Raw genomic sequence first — 18364 nt, 5'->3', positions numbered from 1 at the left:
CGGATTGGCGCGCTGCCCGTCCGCGCGGTTTCCAGCCCGTGACCCTTGTCTCGTCTGGTGCAAATGGCTGCAAAAAGTCTCTTACCGGACGTTCGGCCCGTGGGTGTAGGCCATCCGGCGTGTATGTTCCGGGGCCGAAGGCCATGGAAGGGACCAATCCGGTGAACAAGAAGCTCGCGGCCGCGCTGTCCGGCGGTGCGGTACTGGTACTGGCGCTGACGGGATGCGGCGGCGACGACAGCGACGAGAAGCTGGACGCCTGGGCGAAGGAGGTCTGCGACGCGGTGCAGCCGCAGGCCGCCAAGATCAAGGCGGCCAACACCGCCATCCAGAAGGAGACCTCGGACAACAGCACGCCCGAGGCCGTCCAGCGGGCCGACTCGAAGGCCTTCCAGGACATGTCCGACGCCTACAAGGCCATCGGCGCGGCGGTGAACAAGGCCGGCGCGCCCGACGTCGAGAAGGGCGAGCAGAAGCAGCAGGACGCCGTGAAGGAGCTCAACAGCATCTCCGCGTCCTACGCCTCCCTGAGGAAGCAGGTCGACGGCCTCAACACCAAGGACCAGGCGGACTTCGCCGACGGTCTGAAGGACATCGCGGCCGAGCTGGACAAGCTGAGCAAGAGCGGCAGCGACGCTCTCAGCACGCTGGAGGAGGGCAAGGTCGGCGAGGCCATGTCCCGGCAGGCCAGCTGCCAGACCACCACCGCGTCGGCCGGGGCGACCAAGAGCTGACGCCGGCTCGCGGCGCGCGGGCAGCCGGGCTGGCGGCGGTTCGTGACGCGTCGGGCAGCCGGGCGGCTGGTGGCTCGCGGCGCGCGGGCAGCCGGGCGGACGGCGATTCCCGGCGCGCCGGTCACCGGGCTGACGGCGGCTCAGCGGCCGCGGATGCGCGCCGGGTGGGGGCGGCGGCCACAATGGGGGCGTGAGTGACGCCAGCCTGCCGCCCCTGCCCTCGTCCGACCGCACCGACGCCGCCGCCCGGCTGCGGGAGGCGCTGCTCGGCGCCTCCTTCACCGCCGACGGCCTGCTCGACCTGCTCGGCGCCCCCGCCTACGCGGCGCTGGCCCGCAGCGAGACCGTGCCCGCGCTCCGCGCCACCCGCGGGAACACCCCGCTGGAACTGCTCGTCCGGCTGTTCCTGCTCCAGCAGCCCGTGCCCCGCGCGGGCCTGGACGGCGTCCTGCCCGTCGACGTGTGCCTGGAGAGCGGGTGGCTCCGGAGCACCGGCGGCGACACGCTCGCGGCGACCGTGGACGTCCGGCCGTACGGCGGGGCCGACGGCGAGGACTGGTTCGTCGTGTCGGACCTCGGGTGCGCGGTCGGCGGCGCCGGGGGCATCGGCAGCCGGGACGCGGGGGTGGTGCTCGGCGTCGGCGGCGCGTCCACGACACTGGCCGGCATCACCGTCCGTACGCCCGTGGGATCGGCGCTCGACGTGGGCACGGGGTCCGGCATCCAGGCGCTGCACGCCGCCCGGCACGCCACGCGCGTGACGGCCACCGACGTGAACCCGCGCGCCCTGCACATCACCGCGCTCACCCTGGCGCTCTCCGGGGCCCCGGCCGCCGATCTGCGCGAGGGGTCGCTGTTCACCCCGCTGCGGGACGACGAGACGTACGACCTGATCGTGTCCAACCCGCCGTTCGTGATCTCGCCCGGGGCGCGGCTCACCTACCGCGACGGCGGGATGGGCGGGGACGACCTGTGCCGCACGCTCGTCCAGCGGGCGGGGGAGCGGCTGAACGAGGGCGGGTTCGCGCAGTTCCTCGCCAACTGGCAGCACGTGGAGGGCGAGGACTGGCAGGACCGGCTCCGCTCCTGGGTGCCGCGCGGCTGCGACGCGTGGATCGTGCAGCGCGAGGTGCAGGACGTGACGCAGTACGCCGAGCTGTGGCTGCGGGACGCGGGCGACCACCGCGGGGACGAGGCGGAGTACCGGGCGCGCTACGACGCGTGGCTGGACGAGTTCGAGGCGCGCAAGGTGAGGGCGGTCGGCTTCGGGTGGATCACCCTGCGCCGGTCGGACGCCACCGTGCCGTCGGTCACGGTGGAGGAGTGGCCGCACCCGGTGGAGCAGCCGCTCGGCGACACGGTCCGGGCGCACTTCGAACGGCTGGACCACCTGCGGACGCACGACGACGCGGCGCTGCTGGAGGCGCGGTTCGAGCTGGCGCCCGAGGTGGTGCAGGAGCAGGTCGGGCTGCCCGGCGCCGAGGACCCGGAACACGTCGTGCTGCGGCAGAACCGGGGGATGCGCCGGGCGACCAGGGTGGACACGATCGGCGCCGGGTTCGCCGGGGTCTGCGACGGCACGATGACCGCGGGCCGGATCCTGGACGCCATCGCCCAGCTCCTGGGCGAGGACCCCGTCCTGCTGCGCGACCGCACGCCGGCCCAGATCCGGCTGCTGGTGGAGCAGGGCTTCCTGAACCCGGTGGACTGAGCGGCCCGCGCGGGGCCGAGGACCCCGCGCGCCCCTCCCGTCACACGGGGCATGGTGACCGCCCGGGCTTTCCGGTCACACGGGGCATGGTGACCGCCCAGCCCCTCCCTCCGGTCACACGGCGCACGGTGACCGCCCAGCCCCTCCGGTCACACGGCGCACGGTGACCGCACGCGTGCGCCCCTGTGTCTTCCGTCGCATCTTTCACGCCCGCGTCGGGCCCGGCTCCGGGCCGTCCCCCTCGACCGGAAATTTCCGGCGGCGGACCGCGCGGGCCCGCTTCCGGCCTCTTCGCCGGCCTTCCGAGCCCCGTCGTTCACTTCCGGTTCGCCGGTGCGCCGCACGGGCGTGGCAGCGTCCTCCGGGGTCGGCGTACGGACGGACGAGAGGGGGCGCGGGCGACGATGGAAAGCGGGCCGGCGATCTTCGCGGGGACGGTGTTCTGCCTGTTCGGTGCCGGTTTGCTGGCCTGGACCGTGACCCGCGCGCGGCAGCGCCGGCCGGTCGCCCTCGGTGTGGACCGCGTCGCGTCCACGACGGTCGCCGGGGCCGTCGCGACGGTCTCCCTGGCCCTGGGCGCCTGGTGCTTCACCCGCCTCTGAGCCGCCTCGCGATCCGGGCACCTCCGGCGACCGAAGGGTCGCGCTCCGCATGAGTGCGGGCCGAGTCTGGACACTCCGGGCAGCAGGAACGGCGGTAGTCGGGTTACCGTTCGAGTGGCCGTTGCGGGCTTTTCCCGTTTGACACGGGGGCGGGAGGTACCGTCACACTCCGCAGCGTCACCATGACCCGACCCCGGGGAGAAGCGCCCGGGGAGGCCCGAGCGTCGACGGAGAGAAGAGCGAAGTTGTCCCCGACCAGCGAGACCGCGAACGGCGGCCGCCGACTCGTCATCGTCGAGTCGCCTGCCAAGGCGAAGACGATCAAGGGCTATCTCGGCCCCGGCTACATCGTCGAGGCGAGCGTCGGGCACATTCGCGACCTTCCCAACGGCGCTGCCGAGGTACCGGAGAAGTACACCGGCGAGGTGCGCCGTCTCGGTGTGGACGTCGACCATGACTTCCAGCCGATCTATGTGGTCAACGCGGACAAGAAGGCGCAGGTCAAGAAGCTCAAGGACCTGCTGAAGGAGTCCGACGAGCTCTTCCTCGCCACCGATGAGGACCGCGAGGGCGAAGCCATCGCGTGGCATCTCCAGGAAGTGCTCAAGCCGAAGATCCCGGTCAAGCGCATGGTGTTCCACGAGATCACCAAGGACGCGATCCGGGAGGCCGTGGCCAACCCGCGCGAGCTCAACCAGAAGCTGGTCGACGCCCAGGAGACCCGCCGCATCCTCGACCGCCTCTACGGCTACGAGGTCTCGCCGGTCCTGTGGAAGAAGGTCATGCCGCGTCTGTCGGCGGGCCGCGTGCAGTCCGTCGCCACCCGGCTCGTGGTGGAGCGGGAGCGGGAGCGCATGGCGTTCCGCACCGCCGAGTACTGGGACCTCACCGGCACCTTCTCCCCCACCTCCGGCTTCGCTCCGGCGGGGGGACCCCCATCCGGCCGCGCCGGTGACCCGAGCGACCCGTCGACGCTGGTCGCGCGGCTGCAGACGGTCGACGGACGCCGGGTCGCGCAGGGCCGCGACTTCGACTCGCTGGGACAGCTGAAGAGCGCGAACACCCTCCACCTCGACGAGGCGACCGCCCGCGCGCTCGCCGCCGCCCTGGAGGACACGCGGTTCGCGGTCCGCTCGGTCGAGTCCAAGCCGTACCGCCGCTCGCCGTACGCGCCGTTCCGTACGACGACGCTGCAGCAGGAGGCGAGCCGCAAGCTCGGCTTCGGCGCCAAGGCCACCATGCAGGTCGCGCAGAAGCTGTACGAGAACGGCTACATCACGTACATGCGTACGGACTCGACGACCCTGAGCGAGACGGCGGTCGCCGCCGCCCGCGCCCAGGTCACGCAGCTGTACGGAGCCGACTACCTGCCGCCGCAGCCGCGCACCTACGCGGGCAAGGTGAAGAACGCGCAGGAGGCGCACGAGGCGATCCGTCCCTCGGGGGACCGTTTCCGCACGCCCGCCGAGACCGGGCTGTCCGGCGACCAGTTCAGGCTGTACGAGCTGATCTGGAAGCGGACCGTCGCTTCGCAGATGAAGGACGCGACCGGCAACTCCGTCACCGTGAAGATCGGCGGCACGGCCGCCGACGGCCGGGACGTCGAGTTCAGCGCGTCCGGCAAGACCATCACCTTCCACGGCTTCCTCAAGGCCTACGTCGAGGGCGCCGACGACCCGAACGCCGAGCTGGACGACCGCGAGCGCCGGCTGCCGCACGTCGCCGAGGGCGACGCGCTGAGCGCCGAGGAGATCTCGGTCGACGGGCACGCCACCAAGCCCCCGGCCCGCTACACCGAGGCGTCGCTGGTCAAGGAGCTGGAGGAGCGGGAGATCGGCCGCCCGTCGACGTACGCGTCGATCATCGGCACGATCCTCGACCGCGGCTACGTGTTCAAGAAGGGCACGGCCCTGGTGCCGTCGTTCCTCTCCTTCGCCGTGGTCAACCTGCTGGAGAAGCACTTCGGCCGGCTGGTCGACTACGACTTCACCGCGAAGATGGAGGACGACCTCGACCGCATCGCGCGCGGCGAGGCCCGTGCCGTGCCGTGGCTGAAGCGGTTCTACTTCGGCGAGGGCGCGGGCAACGGCGGCGCGGCCGACGCGGGCAACGGCGACGGGGACCACCTCGGCGGCCTCAAGGAGCTGGTGACCGACCTGGGCGCCATCGACGCGCGCGAGGTGTCGTCGTTCCCGGTGGGCAACGGCATCGTGCTGCGGGTGGGGCGCTACGGCCCGTACATCGAGCGCGGCGAGAAGGACACCGAGCAGCACCAGCGCGCCGACATCCCGGCCGACCTGGCGCCCGACGAGCTGACCGTCGAGCTGGCCGAGGAGCTGCTCGCCAAGCCGAGCGGCGACTTCGAGCTGGGCACCGACCCGGCGACCGGGCACACGATCGTCGCCAAGGACGGCCGCTACGGCCCCTACGTCACGGAGATCCTGCCCGAGGGCACCCCGAAGACCGGCAAGAACGCGGTCAAGCCGCGCACCGCCTCGCTCTTCAAGTCGATGTCCCTGGACACGGTGACGCTCGAGGACGCGCTGAGGCTGATGTCGCTGCCGCGTGTGGTCGGGGTGGACACCGACGGTCAGGAGATCACCGCGCAGAACGGCCGCTACGGTCCGTACCTGAAGAAGGGCACGGACTCGCGGTCGCTGCAGTCGGAGGGCCAGCTCTTCACCATCACGCTGGAGGAGGCGCAGGCGATCTACGCCCAGCCCAAGCAGCGTGGCCGGGCCGCGGCCAAGCCGCCGCTGAAGGAGCTGGGCACCGACCCGGTCAGCGAGAAGCCGGTCGTGGTGAAGGACGGCCGCTTCGGCCCGTACGTCACCGACGGCGAGACCAACGCGACGCTGCGCTCGGGCGACAGCGTGGAGACGATCACGCCGGAGCGCGGGTTCGAGCTGCTGGCCGAGAAGCGCGCCAAGGGACCCGCCAAGAAGACCGCCAAGAAGACGGCGGCCAAGAAGGCCCCGGCGAAGAAGACGGCGGCGAAGAAGACGACCGCGGCGAAGAAGACCACGGCCGCCAAGAAGACGACGGCGAAGAAGACCGCCGCCGGGAGGACGGCCGCGGCGAACGGCCCGGAGGACTGATCACCGTCCGGTGACGCCGGGCTTCCCCGCCCGGCGTTCGGAATGCGAACGCCCCGGTACGGTTCCGTGCCGGGGCGTGTGCATGCCAGGCGCGTCGGCCCCGGGGCGCCGCCGCGGGCCGATAGGCTGAACGCATGACGCGAGCCGAGCAGCCCACGGCCCCTCAACCGGCCCCCGACGACGCCCTTGTCGCGGACTCCCGCGAGCGTGCCGTCCGCGCCCTGCTGCGCCGACCGCAGGTGAAACGGCTGTGGAGCGCACAGCTGGTGGGCGGGGTCGGTGACGTCCTCGCCCTCCTCGTGCTGGTGCTCCTCGTCCTCCAGGCGTCGGTCGCCGAGCAGGCGTTCGGCGGCGGGTACCGCGGAGCGGCGTTCGCAGTGGCGACCGTTTTCGGCGTGCGCATCCTGGCGACACTGCTGTTCGGCGCCGTGCTCCTCGGTCCGCTCACGTCGCTCACCTCGCAGGACGGGCCGCTGGACCGCCGCTGGACCATGGTCGGCGCGGACGGACTGCGCGCCGCGCTGCTGATCGTCGCGCCGCTGTGGATCGACTGGACACCCGAGAACGCCCTGGCGATCCTCCTCGTGACCGCGTTCGTGGCGGGAGTCGCCGAGCGTTTCTGGACAGTGTCCCGTGAAGGCGCCGCGCCCGCCCTGCTGCCCGGACCGCCGCCCGAGGGGGCCAGCATCCGGCCGCTGCCCGACCACCTCGACGCCCTGCGCCTCCTGTCGCTGCGCACCGGCTTCGTGGCGATACCGCTCGCCGCCCTCACGCTCGTCGTCGCCGCCCTGTGCAACAACCTGCTGGGCACGGGCATCGAGTGGTTCGCGGAGCACCAGGCGGCCCTCGCCTCGTACGTCGCGGCCGGACTGTTCGCCGCGTCGCTGTCCGTCGTCGCCTTCCTCGAGCTGCCCGGCACCCGCACGCCCCGCCCGCGTTCGCCGCTGGAGGGCCTGCGCCCCCCGCGGGGCGCCGCCGGACCCGACAAGGGCCGTACGGGCGCGCTGCCGCTGCTGGTGATCTCCGGCGCGTCCGTGGCCGGCGCGGTGGCGGCCGCCGTCGCCGTGTCGGTGCTGCACGCCAAGGACCTGGGCGGCGGACCCGTGCTGTTCGGCCTGATGGCGGGCGCGCTCACCGGCGGCGTGGTCGTCGGCATCCGCACGGCGCCCGCCCTGCTGCCGTCGCTGTCCCGGCGCCGGATGCTCGCCCTCGCCCTCGCCTTCACGGGTGCCGCGCTGCTCGCCGCGGGACTCGTCCCGGACGTCACCAGCGTGCTGCTGATCCTGGCGCTGGCCGGCGCCGGCGCGGGCACGGCCGCCAACATCGCCCACACCCTGCTCGACCAGGAGACCGAGGAGCAGCGCCGGGCCCGGACCACCGAGCACCTGCACGCGGTCGTCCGGGTGTACGTGGGGCTCGGCGCGGTCGTCGCCCCCGTGCTGGCGTCGGCGATCGGCCCGCACCGCCTGGAGAACGGCAGGTTCGTCTTCGCGCACGGCGGCGCCGCCTACACGCTCATGCTCGTCGGCGCCCTGCTGCTGCCGGTCGCCGCGCTGGTGCTGGCCAAGGTCGACGACCGCTCCGGGGTGCCGCTGCGGCAGGACCTGCGGGACGCCCTCCTCGGCGGCGACGACCCCGGCCCCGCGCCCGCGGGCTCCGGCTTCTTCATCGCCCTGGAGGGCGGCGACGGCGCCGGGAAGTCCACCCAGGCCGAGGCCCTCGCCGACTGGATCCGCTCCAAGGGCCACGAGGTCGTCCTCACCCGCGAGCCCGGGGCGACCCCGGTCGGCAAGCGGCTGCGCTCGATCCTGCTGGACGTCTCCAGCGCCGGCCTCTCGCACCGCGCCGAGGCCCTGCTGTACGCGGCGGACCGCGCGGAGCACGTGGACACCGTGGTGCGCCCGGCGCTGGAACGCGGCGCGGTGGTCATCAGCGACCGCTACATCGACTCCTCCGTCGCCTACCAGGGCGCCGGGCGGGACCTGTCGCCGACCGAGATCGCCCGCATCAACCGCTGGGCCACCGCCGGACTCGTACCGAACCTGACGGTGCTGCTCGACGTGGAGCCGGAGACCGCGCGGGAACGGTTCACCGAGGCGCCGGACCGGCTGGAGTCGGAGCCCGCGGAGTTCCACGCGCGCGTGCGCTCCGGTTTCCTCACCCTGGCCGCCGCCGACCCCGGCCGCTACCTGGTGGTCGACGCCGGCCAGGAGCCGGAGGCCGTCACCACGGTCATCCGGCACCGGCTCGACCGCGTCCTGCCGCTGTCCGAGGCCGAGATCGCCGCGCGCGAGGAGGCGCGCCGCAAGGCCGAGGAGGAGGCCCGCCGCAAGGCGGAGGAGGAGGCGGCCCGCAAGGCCGAGGAGGAGCGCCTGGAGCGGGAGCGCCAGGAGCTGCTCGCCCGGCTGCGCGCCGAGGAGGAGGAGCGCAAGCGGCGCGAGCTGGAGGAGGCGCAGCGGCGCGAGGCCGAGCGGCAGGCGGAGGAGGCCCGGCAGCGGGCCGAGGAAGCGCGCCGCCGTGCCGAGGAGGAGCGTCAGCGGCTGCTCGCCGAGGAGAAGGCGCGCGCCGAGGAGGAGGCACGCCGCAAGGCCGAGGAGGAGCGCCGCCGCAAGCAGGCGGAGGAGGAGGCGCGGCTGCGTGCCGAGGCCGAGGCGCAGCGCCTGGAGAAGCAGCGCAAGGCCGAGGAGGCCCTGCTGCGCGCGGAGCAGGCCCGTCAGCTCGCCGAGCGCGCGGCGGCCGCGGTGGAGGCGGGACCGCGGAACACGGTGACGCCGTCCGACGCCCCGGCCCGGCCCGCCCCGGCCCGGCCCGCCGCGGGCCGGGACGCCGACGAGGCGCTGACCGTGCCGACGCCGGTGGTGACGCCGACGAACGCGACGGGCGGACCGGTGGACGAGACGGCCGTCCTGCCACGGGTGCGGGACGAGGACGGCGCACGCGACGCGGACCGCCCGGTCCCGGCCGACGCCGAGGTGACGACCGAGCTGCCCAGGCCGCAGGCGCCCGGCGCGGCGGACGAGACGGCGGTCCTGCCCCGGGTCACGCCGGGCGCCGCCGACGAGACGGCGGTGCTGCCCCCGGTGCGCGCGGGGGAGCCCGGCCCCGCGGGCGGCGCGGAGGACCCTGAGGACCGTACGCGTGAGCTGCCGCAGGTCGACGCCGGGAGCGCCCCGCGCCGCCGGGAGCGTCCCGACTGGGCGGAGGAGACCCCGCTGGACGACCTGCCGTCGCTGGCCGACGAGCTGCTCGGCCCGCACGAGGACGACCACGGCGACGACGAGGGCCGCGGCGACGGCGGGCGGCGGCGTCGGCGCTGAGGGGCCGGTGCCGCGTGCCGGGCGGGCCTTCGGGCACGCCCGGCACGGCGTGTGCCGGACGGCCGGGACCGGGGTGTCGGTGCGGACCCGCACAATGGATCCGGCAAGGCACGACGGTGACGGAAGGGCGGGCTGACCCATGACCGTGTGGGACGACCTCGTCGGGCAGGAGCGGGTGAGCGAACAGCTCGCCGCCGCCGCCCGGGACGCCGACGCGTCCGTCACCGCCGCGGCGAGCGACGCGCCCCCGCCCGAGGCGTCCCGCATGACGCACGCGTGGCTGTTCACGGGCCCGCCCGGCGCGGGCCGCAACCAGGCGGCGCGCGCCTTCGCCGCCGCGCTCCAGTGCGTCAGCCCCGACCGGGCCCTCGGCGGCGCCCCCGGCTGCGGCTTCTGCGACGGCTGCCACACCGCGCTCGTCGGCACCCACGCCGATGTCTCGACGGTGGCCGCCGTCGGCGCGGAGATCCTGGTCAAGGACATGCGCGACACCGTCCGCAAGTCGTTCACCGCCCCGGCGAACGGCCGCTGGCAGGTGATCCTCGTCGAGGACGCCGAGCGGCTCAACGAGAAGTCCGCCAACGCCGTCCTCAAGGCCGTCGAGGAGCCGGCGCCCCGCACGGTCTGGCTGCTGTGCGCCCCCTCCATCGAGGACGTCCTGCCGACGATCCGCTCCCGCTGCCGCCACCTCAACCTCAGCACGCCGTCGGTGGACGCCGTCGCCGACATGCTGATCCGGCGCGAGGGCATCGCACCGGACGTCGCCGCCGCCGTCGCCCGCGCCACCCAGGGCCACGTCGACCGGGCGCGCCGCCTGGCCACCGACCCGGCCGCCCGCGCCCGCCGCGCCGCCGTGCTGAAGCTGCCGCTGCGCGTCGAGGAGGTCGGCGGCGCGCTGAGGGCCGCGCAGGAGCTCGTCGACGCGGCCGCCGAGGACGCCAAGCAGCTCGCCGAGGAGCGGGACGGCAAGGAGACCGAGGACCTGAAGGCGGCGCTCGGCGCGGCCCAGGGCGGCCGCCTCCCGCGCGGCACGGCGGGCGCGGTCAAGGACCTGGAGGACATGCAGAAGCGGCGCAGGACCCGCACCCAGCGCGACAGTCTCGACGTCGCCCTGGCCGACCTCACCAGCTTCTACCGCGACGTCCTCGCCCTGCAGCTCGGCTCCCGCATCGCCCTCGCCAACACGGACGCCGAGGACGCGCTGGAGCGCCTGGCCCGCGGCAGCACCCCCGAGTCCACGCTGCGCCGGATCGAGGCGATCGCGGCCTGCGGCGAGGCCCTGGACCGCAACGTGGCGCCCCTGCTGGCGGTGGAGGCGATGACGATGGCGCTCAGGGCGGGCTGAGCGGGGCTCGCCGACGGGCGGCCGTCACTCGTCCGGGGCACGGCGTGTGCGCAGAGCGTTCGCCCGGTCGCTCACGGTTACGCTCGCAGCATGCACACAAGGCGCACCCCACGCAGGACCCGTACCGCAGCCGCCCTGTTCACGGCGGCCGCGCTGTTGCTGGCGGGCTGCTCCTCCGGGAGCTCGACGAGCAGGGCCACCTCGCCGGTGGCGGGAGCGGCCGCGGCCCTCGCCCCGCTGCCCGGCTCGACGCCCGCGGCCCTCGCTCCGTACTACGAACAGGAACCGGCGTGGCGCGACTGCGGCGTCCCCGAGTTCCAGTGCGCCACGGTCAGGGCGCCGCTCGACTACGCCGAACCGTCCGCGGGGGACGTCCGTCTCGCCGTCGCCCGCAAGAAGGCCACCGGCCCCGGCGAGCGGCTCGGCTCCCTGCTGGTCAACCCCGGCGGGCCGGGCGGCTCGGCGGTCGGCTACCTCCAGATGTACGCGGGCATCGGCTACCCGGCCGAGGTGCGCGCCCGCTACGACATGGTGGCCGTCGACCCGCGCGGCGTGGCCCGCAGCGAGCCCGTCGAGTGCCTGGACGGGCGCGAGATGGACGCGTACACCCGCACGGACACCACGCCGGACGACGAGAAGGAGACCGAGGCGCTGGTCGCGGCGTACCGGACGTTCGCCGAGGGCTGCGGGGCGGACGCGCCGGAGCTGCTGCGCCATGTGTCGACCGTCGAGGCGGCCCGGGACATGGACATCGTGCGCGCGGTGCTGGGCGACGAGAAGCTGACGTACGTGGGCGCCTCGTACGGCACCCTGCTGGGCGCGACGTACGCGGGGCTGTTCCCGGAGCGGACCGGGCGGCTGGTGCTGGACGGCGCGATGGACCCGTCGCTGAGCGCGCGCCGGCTCAACCTGGAGCAGACGAAGGGCTTCGCCACGGCGTTCACGGCGTTCGCGAAGGACTGCGTGCGGCGGAGCGACTGCCCGCTGGGCGGGAAGGGCACGTCGCCGGAGCAGGTCGGCGAGAACCTGAAGGCGTTCTTCGAAGGGCTCGACGCCCGCCCGCTGCCCGCCGGCGACGCCGACGGCCGCGAGCTGACCGAGTCGCTGGCGACGATGGGCGTGATCGCCGCGATGTACGACGAGGCGGCCTGGCAGCGGCTGCGCGAGGCGCTGACGGCGGCGATGGAGGAGAAGGACGGAGCGGGGCTGCTCGTCCTGTCCGACAGCTACTACGAGCGGGACGCGGGCGGCGCGTACAGCAACCTGATGTCCGCCAACGCGGCCGTGAACTGCCTCGACCTGCCGCCCGCCTTCGAGAGCCCGGAGCAGGTCCGCAAGGCGCTCCCCGACTTCGAGAAGGCGTCCCCGGTCTTCGGAGAGGGCCTCGCCTGGGCCGCGCTGAACTGCGCCTACTGGCCGGTGCGGGCCACGGGAGAGGCGCAGCGCATCGAGGCGAAGGGCGCGGCGCCGATCGTGGTCGTCGGCACGACCCGGGACCCGGCGACCCCGTACCGCTGGGCGCAGGCCCTGGCCGGCCAGCTCTCCTCGGCCCGCCTCCTCACCTACGACGGCGACGGCCACACCGCGTACGGCCGCGGCAGTTCCTGCATCGACTCCGCGATCAACGCGTACCTGATCGACGGCACCCCTCCGGCGGACGGAAAGCGCTGCTCGTAGGCGGTACGGCCACCCCCGGAGGCAATGGCCCCGCCCCGCCTCCGGGGGCGGTACGGAGCACCCTCGGAAACTGTGTAGACTTACCGACGTCGCTGATCGCACCATGGTGCGCAGGGCGCGCCGCCTTAGCTCAGATGGCCAGAGCAACGCACTCGTAATGCGTAGGTCTCGGGTTCGAATCCCGAAGGCGGCTCTTTCCAGGACCAGGTCAGAACCGTCTGACCTGGTCCTTTTCGTGGTACGGGGGAGTGGCTGCGGTCCAGCCCCTGTAGCCTGCTGGGTGCCCGGTGTCGTGTCCCGCCCGGACGGCTGGGGGCGCGACGATCATCTTCGGCTTGGAGGACGGGTGGCAGTGCAGCGGATCACGACCCGCAACGCCCGTTTCCAGCAGCTGCGGACGCTGCTCGACAACCGCACCAAACGAGGGCGTGCGAAGGAGTTCCTCGTTCAGGGCGTACGGCCGATCACGATGGCCGTGGAGCACGGCTGGACCGTTCGGTCCCTGCTCCACGACGTCGGCCGTCCGCTCTCCCGGTGGGCCGAGGACCTCCTGCGCGGTGTCGGCGCTGAGCGCGTCGCGATGGCGCCGGAGCTGCTCGCCGAGCTGAGCGAGAAGGCCGACGGGACCGCGGAGGTCCTGGCCGTGGTCGAGATGGCGCCGGACAGCCTGTCCCGGATCGAGGTGCGCGACGACTTCCTCGGTCTGGTCTTCGACCGGCCGACGCAGCCCGGCAACATCGGCAGCATCGTGCGATCGGCGGACGCCTTCGGCGCGCACGGACTCGTCGTGACGGGACACGCGGCGGACCCGTACGACCCCAAGTCGGTGCGCGCCTCCACGGGTTCCCTCTTCTCCGTGCCCGTGGTGCGGAGCCGGTCGCACCACGAGGTCATGGAGTGGCTGGAGAAGGAGCGCGCCCAGGGGCGGCCGGTCGTCGTCGTGGGCACGGACGAGGACGGTGACGCCGATGTCTCGGAGTTCGATCTGACCCAGCCGGTCCTGCTGCTCATCGGTAACGAGACCGCGGGCCTCAGCGCGGCCTGGCGAGAGCTCTGCGACCAGGTGGTCAGCATTCCGATGACGGGTTCGGCCAGCTCCCTGAACGCGTCGAACGCGGCCTCCGTCGTTCTCTACGAGGCCCGCCGCCAGCGTCTGGCGAAGCAGCGCACAGCGTGACCTGCCGAGGTCACGTCCGGGCCTCGCCGCTGACTGCTCCCTCGCGGGCCGCCGGGCACGGGCGGGTGACGGCGTGTCCCGGTGACCGGGTGCGTGGACCGAGAAGACCGAGGCCCCGGTCGTTCACCTCTGGCGACCGGGGGTCCTCGTGGGGCGGATCGGGCACGGCGGCGACACTCCCCCGAGTTGCGCGACGCGCGCGCACCCCCTGGCCGGATCCGATGTAGTGATCACATCAAACCTTGCCAACGGATGGCTAACATAAGGCCAATGGAATCCCGTTCGGTCACCCGGAAGGCAGGGGTGCGGCGTGACACGGCGCGGGCTGCGCTTCGGACTGCTGGGGCCGCCGGTCCTCTACGGCGGCCGGCCGGACGGCGGTGAGCCGGGCCCCGGTGAGCCGCCCGGCCGGCCGGGTGACGCCCCCGTGCGCGCCGTGACCAGCCCCAAGCTGCGCACTCTCCTCGCCGTGCTGCTGCTCGACGCCGGGCGGGTCGTCTCCGTCGAGGCGTTGAAGGAGGCCCTGTGGGGCGGTGCCCCGCCCGTCTCCGCCCTGCCCTCGCTGCACAACCACGTCGCCCGTCTGCGCCGCCTCCTCGACGACCCCGGCCGGCTCCTCACCGTGCCCACGGGGTACGTCCTCCGCGTCGACGAGGGTGAACTGGACGTCCAGGTCTTCGACAGCCAGGTCGCCGCCGCCCGTGCCGCCCGCGCCGAGGGCGACTGGGAGCGGGTGCGGCGGGCGTGCGGGGCCGCGCTCGGGCTGTGGCGGGGGAGTCCGCTGGGCGGGCCGGCCCCCGAGGTGGGCGGGTACGCCCTCGTCCGCCGGCTCGAAGAGGCGCGGCTGCTCCTCCTGGAGTGGCGGTACGACGCCGAACTCGCGCTGGGCGGCGACCGCCTCGACGATCTCGTGCCCGAGCTCGCCGCCCTGGCCGCCGAGCACCCGCTGCGTGAGGTCTACCACCGCCAGCTCATGCTCGCCCTGCACCGCACCGGCCGCCAGGCGGAGGCCCTCGTCGTCCACCGCGACCTGCGGGCCCGGCTCGCCGACGAACTCGGCGTCGAGCCGGGGCAGTCCGTGCGCGAGGCCCATGTGGAGGTGCTGCGCGGGAGCGGGGTGCGGACGGACGGGGGGCCGGGGGACGTCTCCGGGCGGGTGCGGCCCGCTCAGCTTCCGCCCGCGCCCGCCCCTTTCGTGGGGAGGGACCGCGTGCGGGAGGACGTCGCCCGGGTGGTCTCCGGTGCGGGCGTGCCCGGCGCCGTCGTCATCAGCGGGACCGCCGGCGTCGGCAAGAGCGCCCTCGCGCTGCACGTCGCGCACGGTCTGGCGGAACGTTTCAGCGGGGGGCAGCTGTACCTCGGTCTGCGCGGCACGGGAATCGGTTCGGCCCCCCTCACCGCCGGGCAGGCCCTCACCGCGCTCCTCCGCGACCTCGGCGTCCCCTCCCACGACATCCCCGAACACCCCGGCGCCGCCTCCGCGTTGCTGCGGTCCCTGCTCGCGCCCACCCGCACCCTCCTCGTGCTGGACGACGCCGCGAGCGCCGCGCAGGTACGGCCGTTGCTGCCCGCCGGTCCCGGGTGCGCCGTGATCGTCACCAGCCGGTCGCCCCTCACCGCCCTCGACGGCGCCGCACGCGTCCCGCTCGGGCCGTTGGGCGACGAGGAGAGCGCCGCGCTGCTGCGGGCCGCGTCCGGGCGGGACGGGATCTCCGCCCGGCATCCGCTGGTCGCGCTCAGCGGGCGGCTCCCGCTGGCGCTGCGGGTGGTCGCGGCCCGGCTCGCCGCCCGCCGGGCCCTCACCCCCGACGCGCTCGCCGCCCGGCTCGCCGCCGCGGACAGCAGGCTGGACCTCCTCGACTACGACGACCTCAGCGTCCGCCGCTCACTGGGCGCCGCCTTCGACGCGCTCACCGCCTCCGGGCGCCGGGCCGACCAGGACGCCGCGCTCGCCCTGCGGCACATCGGCGCCCTCGACCTGCCCTCCTGCGACGCCCCGTCGCTGGCCCGGCTCACCGGTGTCGGCGAGGCGCGGGCCGAGGCGGCGCTGGAGCGGCTGGTCGACGCGGCCCTGCTGGAGGAGACCGCGTACGGGCGCTTCGAGCCGTACGACCTCGTCCGGGATCTCGCCCGGGAGCGGGCGGCGGAGTCCCGCGCGCTCCCGCCGCCGGGGTGTCACTTCGCGTCGGCGTAGCACTCCACCACCGCCGTGGTGAACGGGAACCGCACCGGCGTCTCCCCGAACGCGATCCGCCCCGCCCGCTCGGCGGCCCTCCGGACCGCCGCCGTCACCGCTTCCGCCTCCTCCTCGGGACAGTGCACGATCACCTCGTCGTGCTGGAAGAAGACCAGCTCCGCCGCCATGCCGGCCAGGGTCTGGCGCAGTCCGGCGAGCAGCAGCAGCGCCCAGTCGGCCGCGCTGCCCTGCACCACGAAGTTGCGGGCGAAGCGGCCGCGGGCGCGGGCGTCGGTCGAGGCGTGGCCGGGGCCCCACGGGCGGGTCTCGGGGTCCGGCTCGTCCTGGGCGACCGGGATGCCCGCCTCCTCGGCCGCCTCGTCCGCCGGACGGACGGCCGGCGGGCAGGTGCGGCCCAGCCAGGTGCGGACCAGCCGGCCCTCCTCGCCCGCGCGGGCCGCCTCGTCGACGTACGCCACGGCCCTGGGGAAGCGGCGGCGCAGCGCGGCGAGGTTCTTCAGGCCGTCCCCGGAGGTCTGCCCGTACACCGCGCCGAGGACGGCGATCTTGGCGCGGTCGCGGTCGCCGGAGAAGGCGCGCTCGGACACCGCCTGGTAGAGGTCGCTCTCCCGGCCGGCCACCTCCATCAGTGCGGGGTCGCGGGAGATCGCCGCCAGGACGCGCGGTTCCATCTGGTCGGCGTCGGCGACGACGAGCCGCCAGCCGGGGTCGGCGACCGCCGCGCGGCGGATCACCTTGGGGATCTGCAGCGCGCCCCCGCCGTGGGTGACCCAGCGGCCGGTCACCGTGCCGCCCGCGAGGAACTCCGGCCGGAAGCGGCCGTCGCGCACCCAGTCCTGCAGCCAGGACCAGCCGTGGGCCACCCAGATCCGGTACAGCTTCTTGTACTCCAGGAGCGGCTTCACCGCCGGGTGGTCGACCGACCGCAGCTCCCAGCGGCGGGTCGAGGTCACCTTGACGCCCGCCTGCGCGAACGCCTTGATCACGTCGGCCGGCAGGTCGGGCCGCACCCGGCGGCCGAAGGCGGCGGACACCTCCTCCGCCAGCTCGGCCAGCCGGCGCGGCTCGCCGCCGCCCGCGTAGCGCTCGCCGAGCAGGTCGTGCAGCACCGCGCGGTGCACGTCCGCCCGCCAGGGCAGCCCCGTGCGGTTCATCTCGGCGGCGATCAGCATGCCCGCCGACTCGGCGGCGGTCAGCAGCCGCATCCGGTCGGGGTGCGCGGTGGCGTCGGTGCGCCGCTGCTGCCCGGCGTAGACCGCGAGCAGGTCGGCCAGCGGCAGCGGCGCCGCCTGCGGGTCGAACAGCGAGGACTGCGCGCCCGGCTGCGCGTGCCGCTGCGGCGGGTCGGGCGGCACGGGACCGCCGCGCAGCCGGGCCAGCGCGGCCGCGGCCGAACGCGGCTCCCCGTACCGCCCCTCGTGGCCGAGGAGCAGGGTCTCGGCGGCCTCGACGTCGTACGCGCGCTCCACCCGCACCCCCGTGGCGAGCAGACGCGGGTAGACCTCGGCGGTGGACCGCCACACCCACCGGGTGACGCCCGGACGGCTCCGTACGGCCTCGGCGAGGTCCGCCTCGCGCCGCACCGGGCCGGAGGGCAGCCCGTCCGGGCCGAGGGGGGCGACGTCCACGCCACCGTCCTCGGCTGGAGCGAGCGCCCACCGGCCGGTCATGCACGCGAGTGTCCCAGGGGGGTCCGACAACGGCCTGGCGAGAGGGGTCGGTCCGGGGTGCGGATCAGCCCTCCCGCGGTCCCTCCTGCGCCGGCTCGTCCCCCGTGTTCGTCTCGACGTACCGCGCGAGCATGTCGGTCACGTACCGCTCGGTGGCGGCCTTGGTGACGCCGAGGCCGCTGAGCACGCCCGTGCCGTTCTCGTGCTCGAGGAGGGCGAGCAGGATGTGCTCGGTGCCGATGTAGTTGTGGCCGAGACGCAGCGCCTCGCGGAAGGTCAGTTCCAGGACCTTCTTGGCCGCCGAGCCGTACGGCACCATCTCCGGGGCGTCCTCGACGGCGGGCGGGAGCGCCGCGCGCGCGGCCTCGCGGACCGCGTCCACGGTGACGCCCTGCTCGGTGACCGCCATGACGGCCAGGCCCTGCGGTTCGGCCAGCAGGCCGAGGACCAGGTGCTCGGGAACGCCCTCGGCGTTGCGGGCGGCCTGCGCCTCGTTGTGCGCGGCCATGACCGTGTTGCGGGCACGGGGCGTGAAGCGGTTGAAGCCCTGGTTCGGGTCGAGGTCGTTGCCCCCCTGGGGGACGAAGCGCTTCTGGGCGGCCTGCCGGGTGACGCCCATGCTCTTGCCGATGTCCGTCCAGGAGGCGCCGGAACGCCGGGCCTGGTCGACGAAGTGGCCGATCAGGTGGTCGGCGACGTCGCCGAGGTGCTCGCCGGCGAGCACCGCGTCCTGGAGCTGTTCGAGCGGTTCGTCGTGGACCTTCTTGATGGCCGCGATGAGGTCGTCGAGACGGACGGATGACTTGATGGCGGGGTTCGTCGTCATGTGTCAACCG

General features: G+C 74.5%; 11 protein-coding genes and 1 tRNA gene. 10 read left to right on the top strand and 2 right to left on the bottom strand.

All coding sequences use genetic code 11. The features are described from left to right. Positions 1-143: 143 nt before the first annotated feature. The 10 genes from C1708_RS15030 to C1708_RS14985 all read left to right on the top strand — a co-directional run bounded on the left by C1708_RS15030 (position 144) and on the right by C1708_RS14985 (position 15855). Positions 144-734: a small secreted protein gene (locus tag C1708_RS15030; RefSeq protein ID WP_106413160.1), complete on the top strand. Its 591-nt coding sequence runs from the start codon at positions 144-146 to the stop codon at positions 732-734. 190 nt (positions 735-924) lie between these two features. Continuing rightward, the gene (locus C1708_RS15025; RefSeq protein ID WP_106413159.1) at positions 925-2445 is read left to right on the top strand and encodes a DUF7059 domain-containing protein; all 1521 of its coding nucleotides are present in this window, start codon (positions 925-927) and stop codon (positions 2443-2445) included. A gap of 404 nt (positions 2446-2849) precedes the next feature. Beyond that, positions 2850-3047, top strand: coding sequence for a hypothetical protein (locus tag C1708_RS15020; RefSeq protein ID WP_106413158.1), 198 nt, complete (start codon positions 2850-2852; stop codon positions 3045-3047). 245 nt (positions 3048-3292) lie between these two features. Further along, on the top strand, positions 3293-6145 hold the full coding sequence (gene topA, locus C1708_RS15015; RefSeq protein WP_106413157.1) for a type I DNA topoisomerase: 2853 nt from the start codon (positions 3293-3295) through the stop codon (positions 6143-6145). 134 nt (positions 6146-6279) lie between these two features. Next, a complete protein-coding gene (gene tmk, locus C1708_RS15010) occupies positions 6280-9462 on the top strand; it encodes a dTMP kinase (RefSeq protein ID WP_106413156.1) in 3183 nt (1060 codons plus the stop codon). Positions 9463-9601: 139 nt separating this feature from the next. Then, positions 9602-10807: a DNA polymerase III subunit delta' gene (locus C1708_RS15005; RefSeq protein ID WP_106413155.1), complete on the top strand. Its 1206-nt coding sequence runs from the start codon at positions 9602-9604 to the stop codon at positions 10805-10807. Between the two features lie 90 nt (positions 10808-10897). Next, positions 10898-12484, top strand: a complete 1587-nt coding sequence (locus tag C1708_RS15000; RefSeq protein ID WP_106413154.1) for an alpha/beta hydrolase — start codon at positions 10898-10900, stop codon at positions 12482-12484. 119 nt (positions 12485-12603) lie between these two features. After that, positions 12604-12677, top strand: a tRNA-Thr gene (locus C1708_RS14995). Positions 12678-12830: 153 nt separating this feature from the next. Then, complete coding sequence (locus tag C1708_RS14990) at positions 12831-13661, top strand: RNA methyltransferase (RefSeq protein WP_106413153.1); 831 nt, start codon at positions 12831-12833, stop codon at positions 13659-13661. A 310-nt stretch (positions 13662-13971) separates the two neighbouring features. Further along, positions 13972-15855: an AfsR/SARP family transcriptional regulator gene (locus tag C1708_RS14985; protein WP_106413152.1), complete on the top strand. Its 1884-nt coding sequence runs from the start codon at positions 13972-13974 to the stop codon at positions 15853-15855. On the opposite strand, the gene C1708_RS14980 is transcribed toward C1708_RS14985, so the two are convergent. Beyond that, on the bottom strand, positions 15837-17528 hold the full coding sequence (locus tag C1708_RS14980; protein ID WP_106413151.1) for a bifunctional 3'-5' exonuclease/DNA polymerase: 1692 nt from the start codon (positions 17526-17528) through the stop codon (positions 15837-15839). The two genes, C1708_RS14985 and C1708_RS14980, sit on opposite strands and share 19 nt — an antisense overlap. A gap of 64 nt (positions 17529-17592) precedes the next feature. Then, positions 17593-18354 (bottom strand): Clp protease N-terminal domain-containing protein, encoded by a 762-nt coding sequence (locus tag C1708_RS14975; protein ID WP_106413150.1) that lies wholly within the window; start codon positions 18352-18354, stop codon positions 17593-17595. Positions 18355-18364 lie beyond the last annotated feature (10 nt).

The sequence above is a fragment of the Streptomyces sp. DH-12 genome, from assembly GCF_002899455.1.
In the GTDB taxonomy this organism is placed as follows: domain Bacteria; phylum Actinomycetota; class Actinomycetes; order Streptomycetales; family Streptomycetaceae; genus Streptomyces.
Note: the sequence above shows the minus strand (reverse complement) of the source record. Positions and strands in the feature narration are given on the sequence as shown.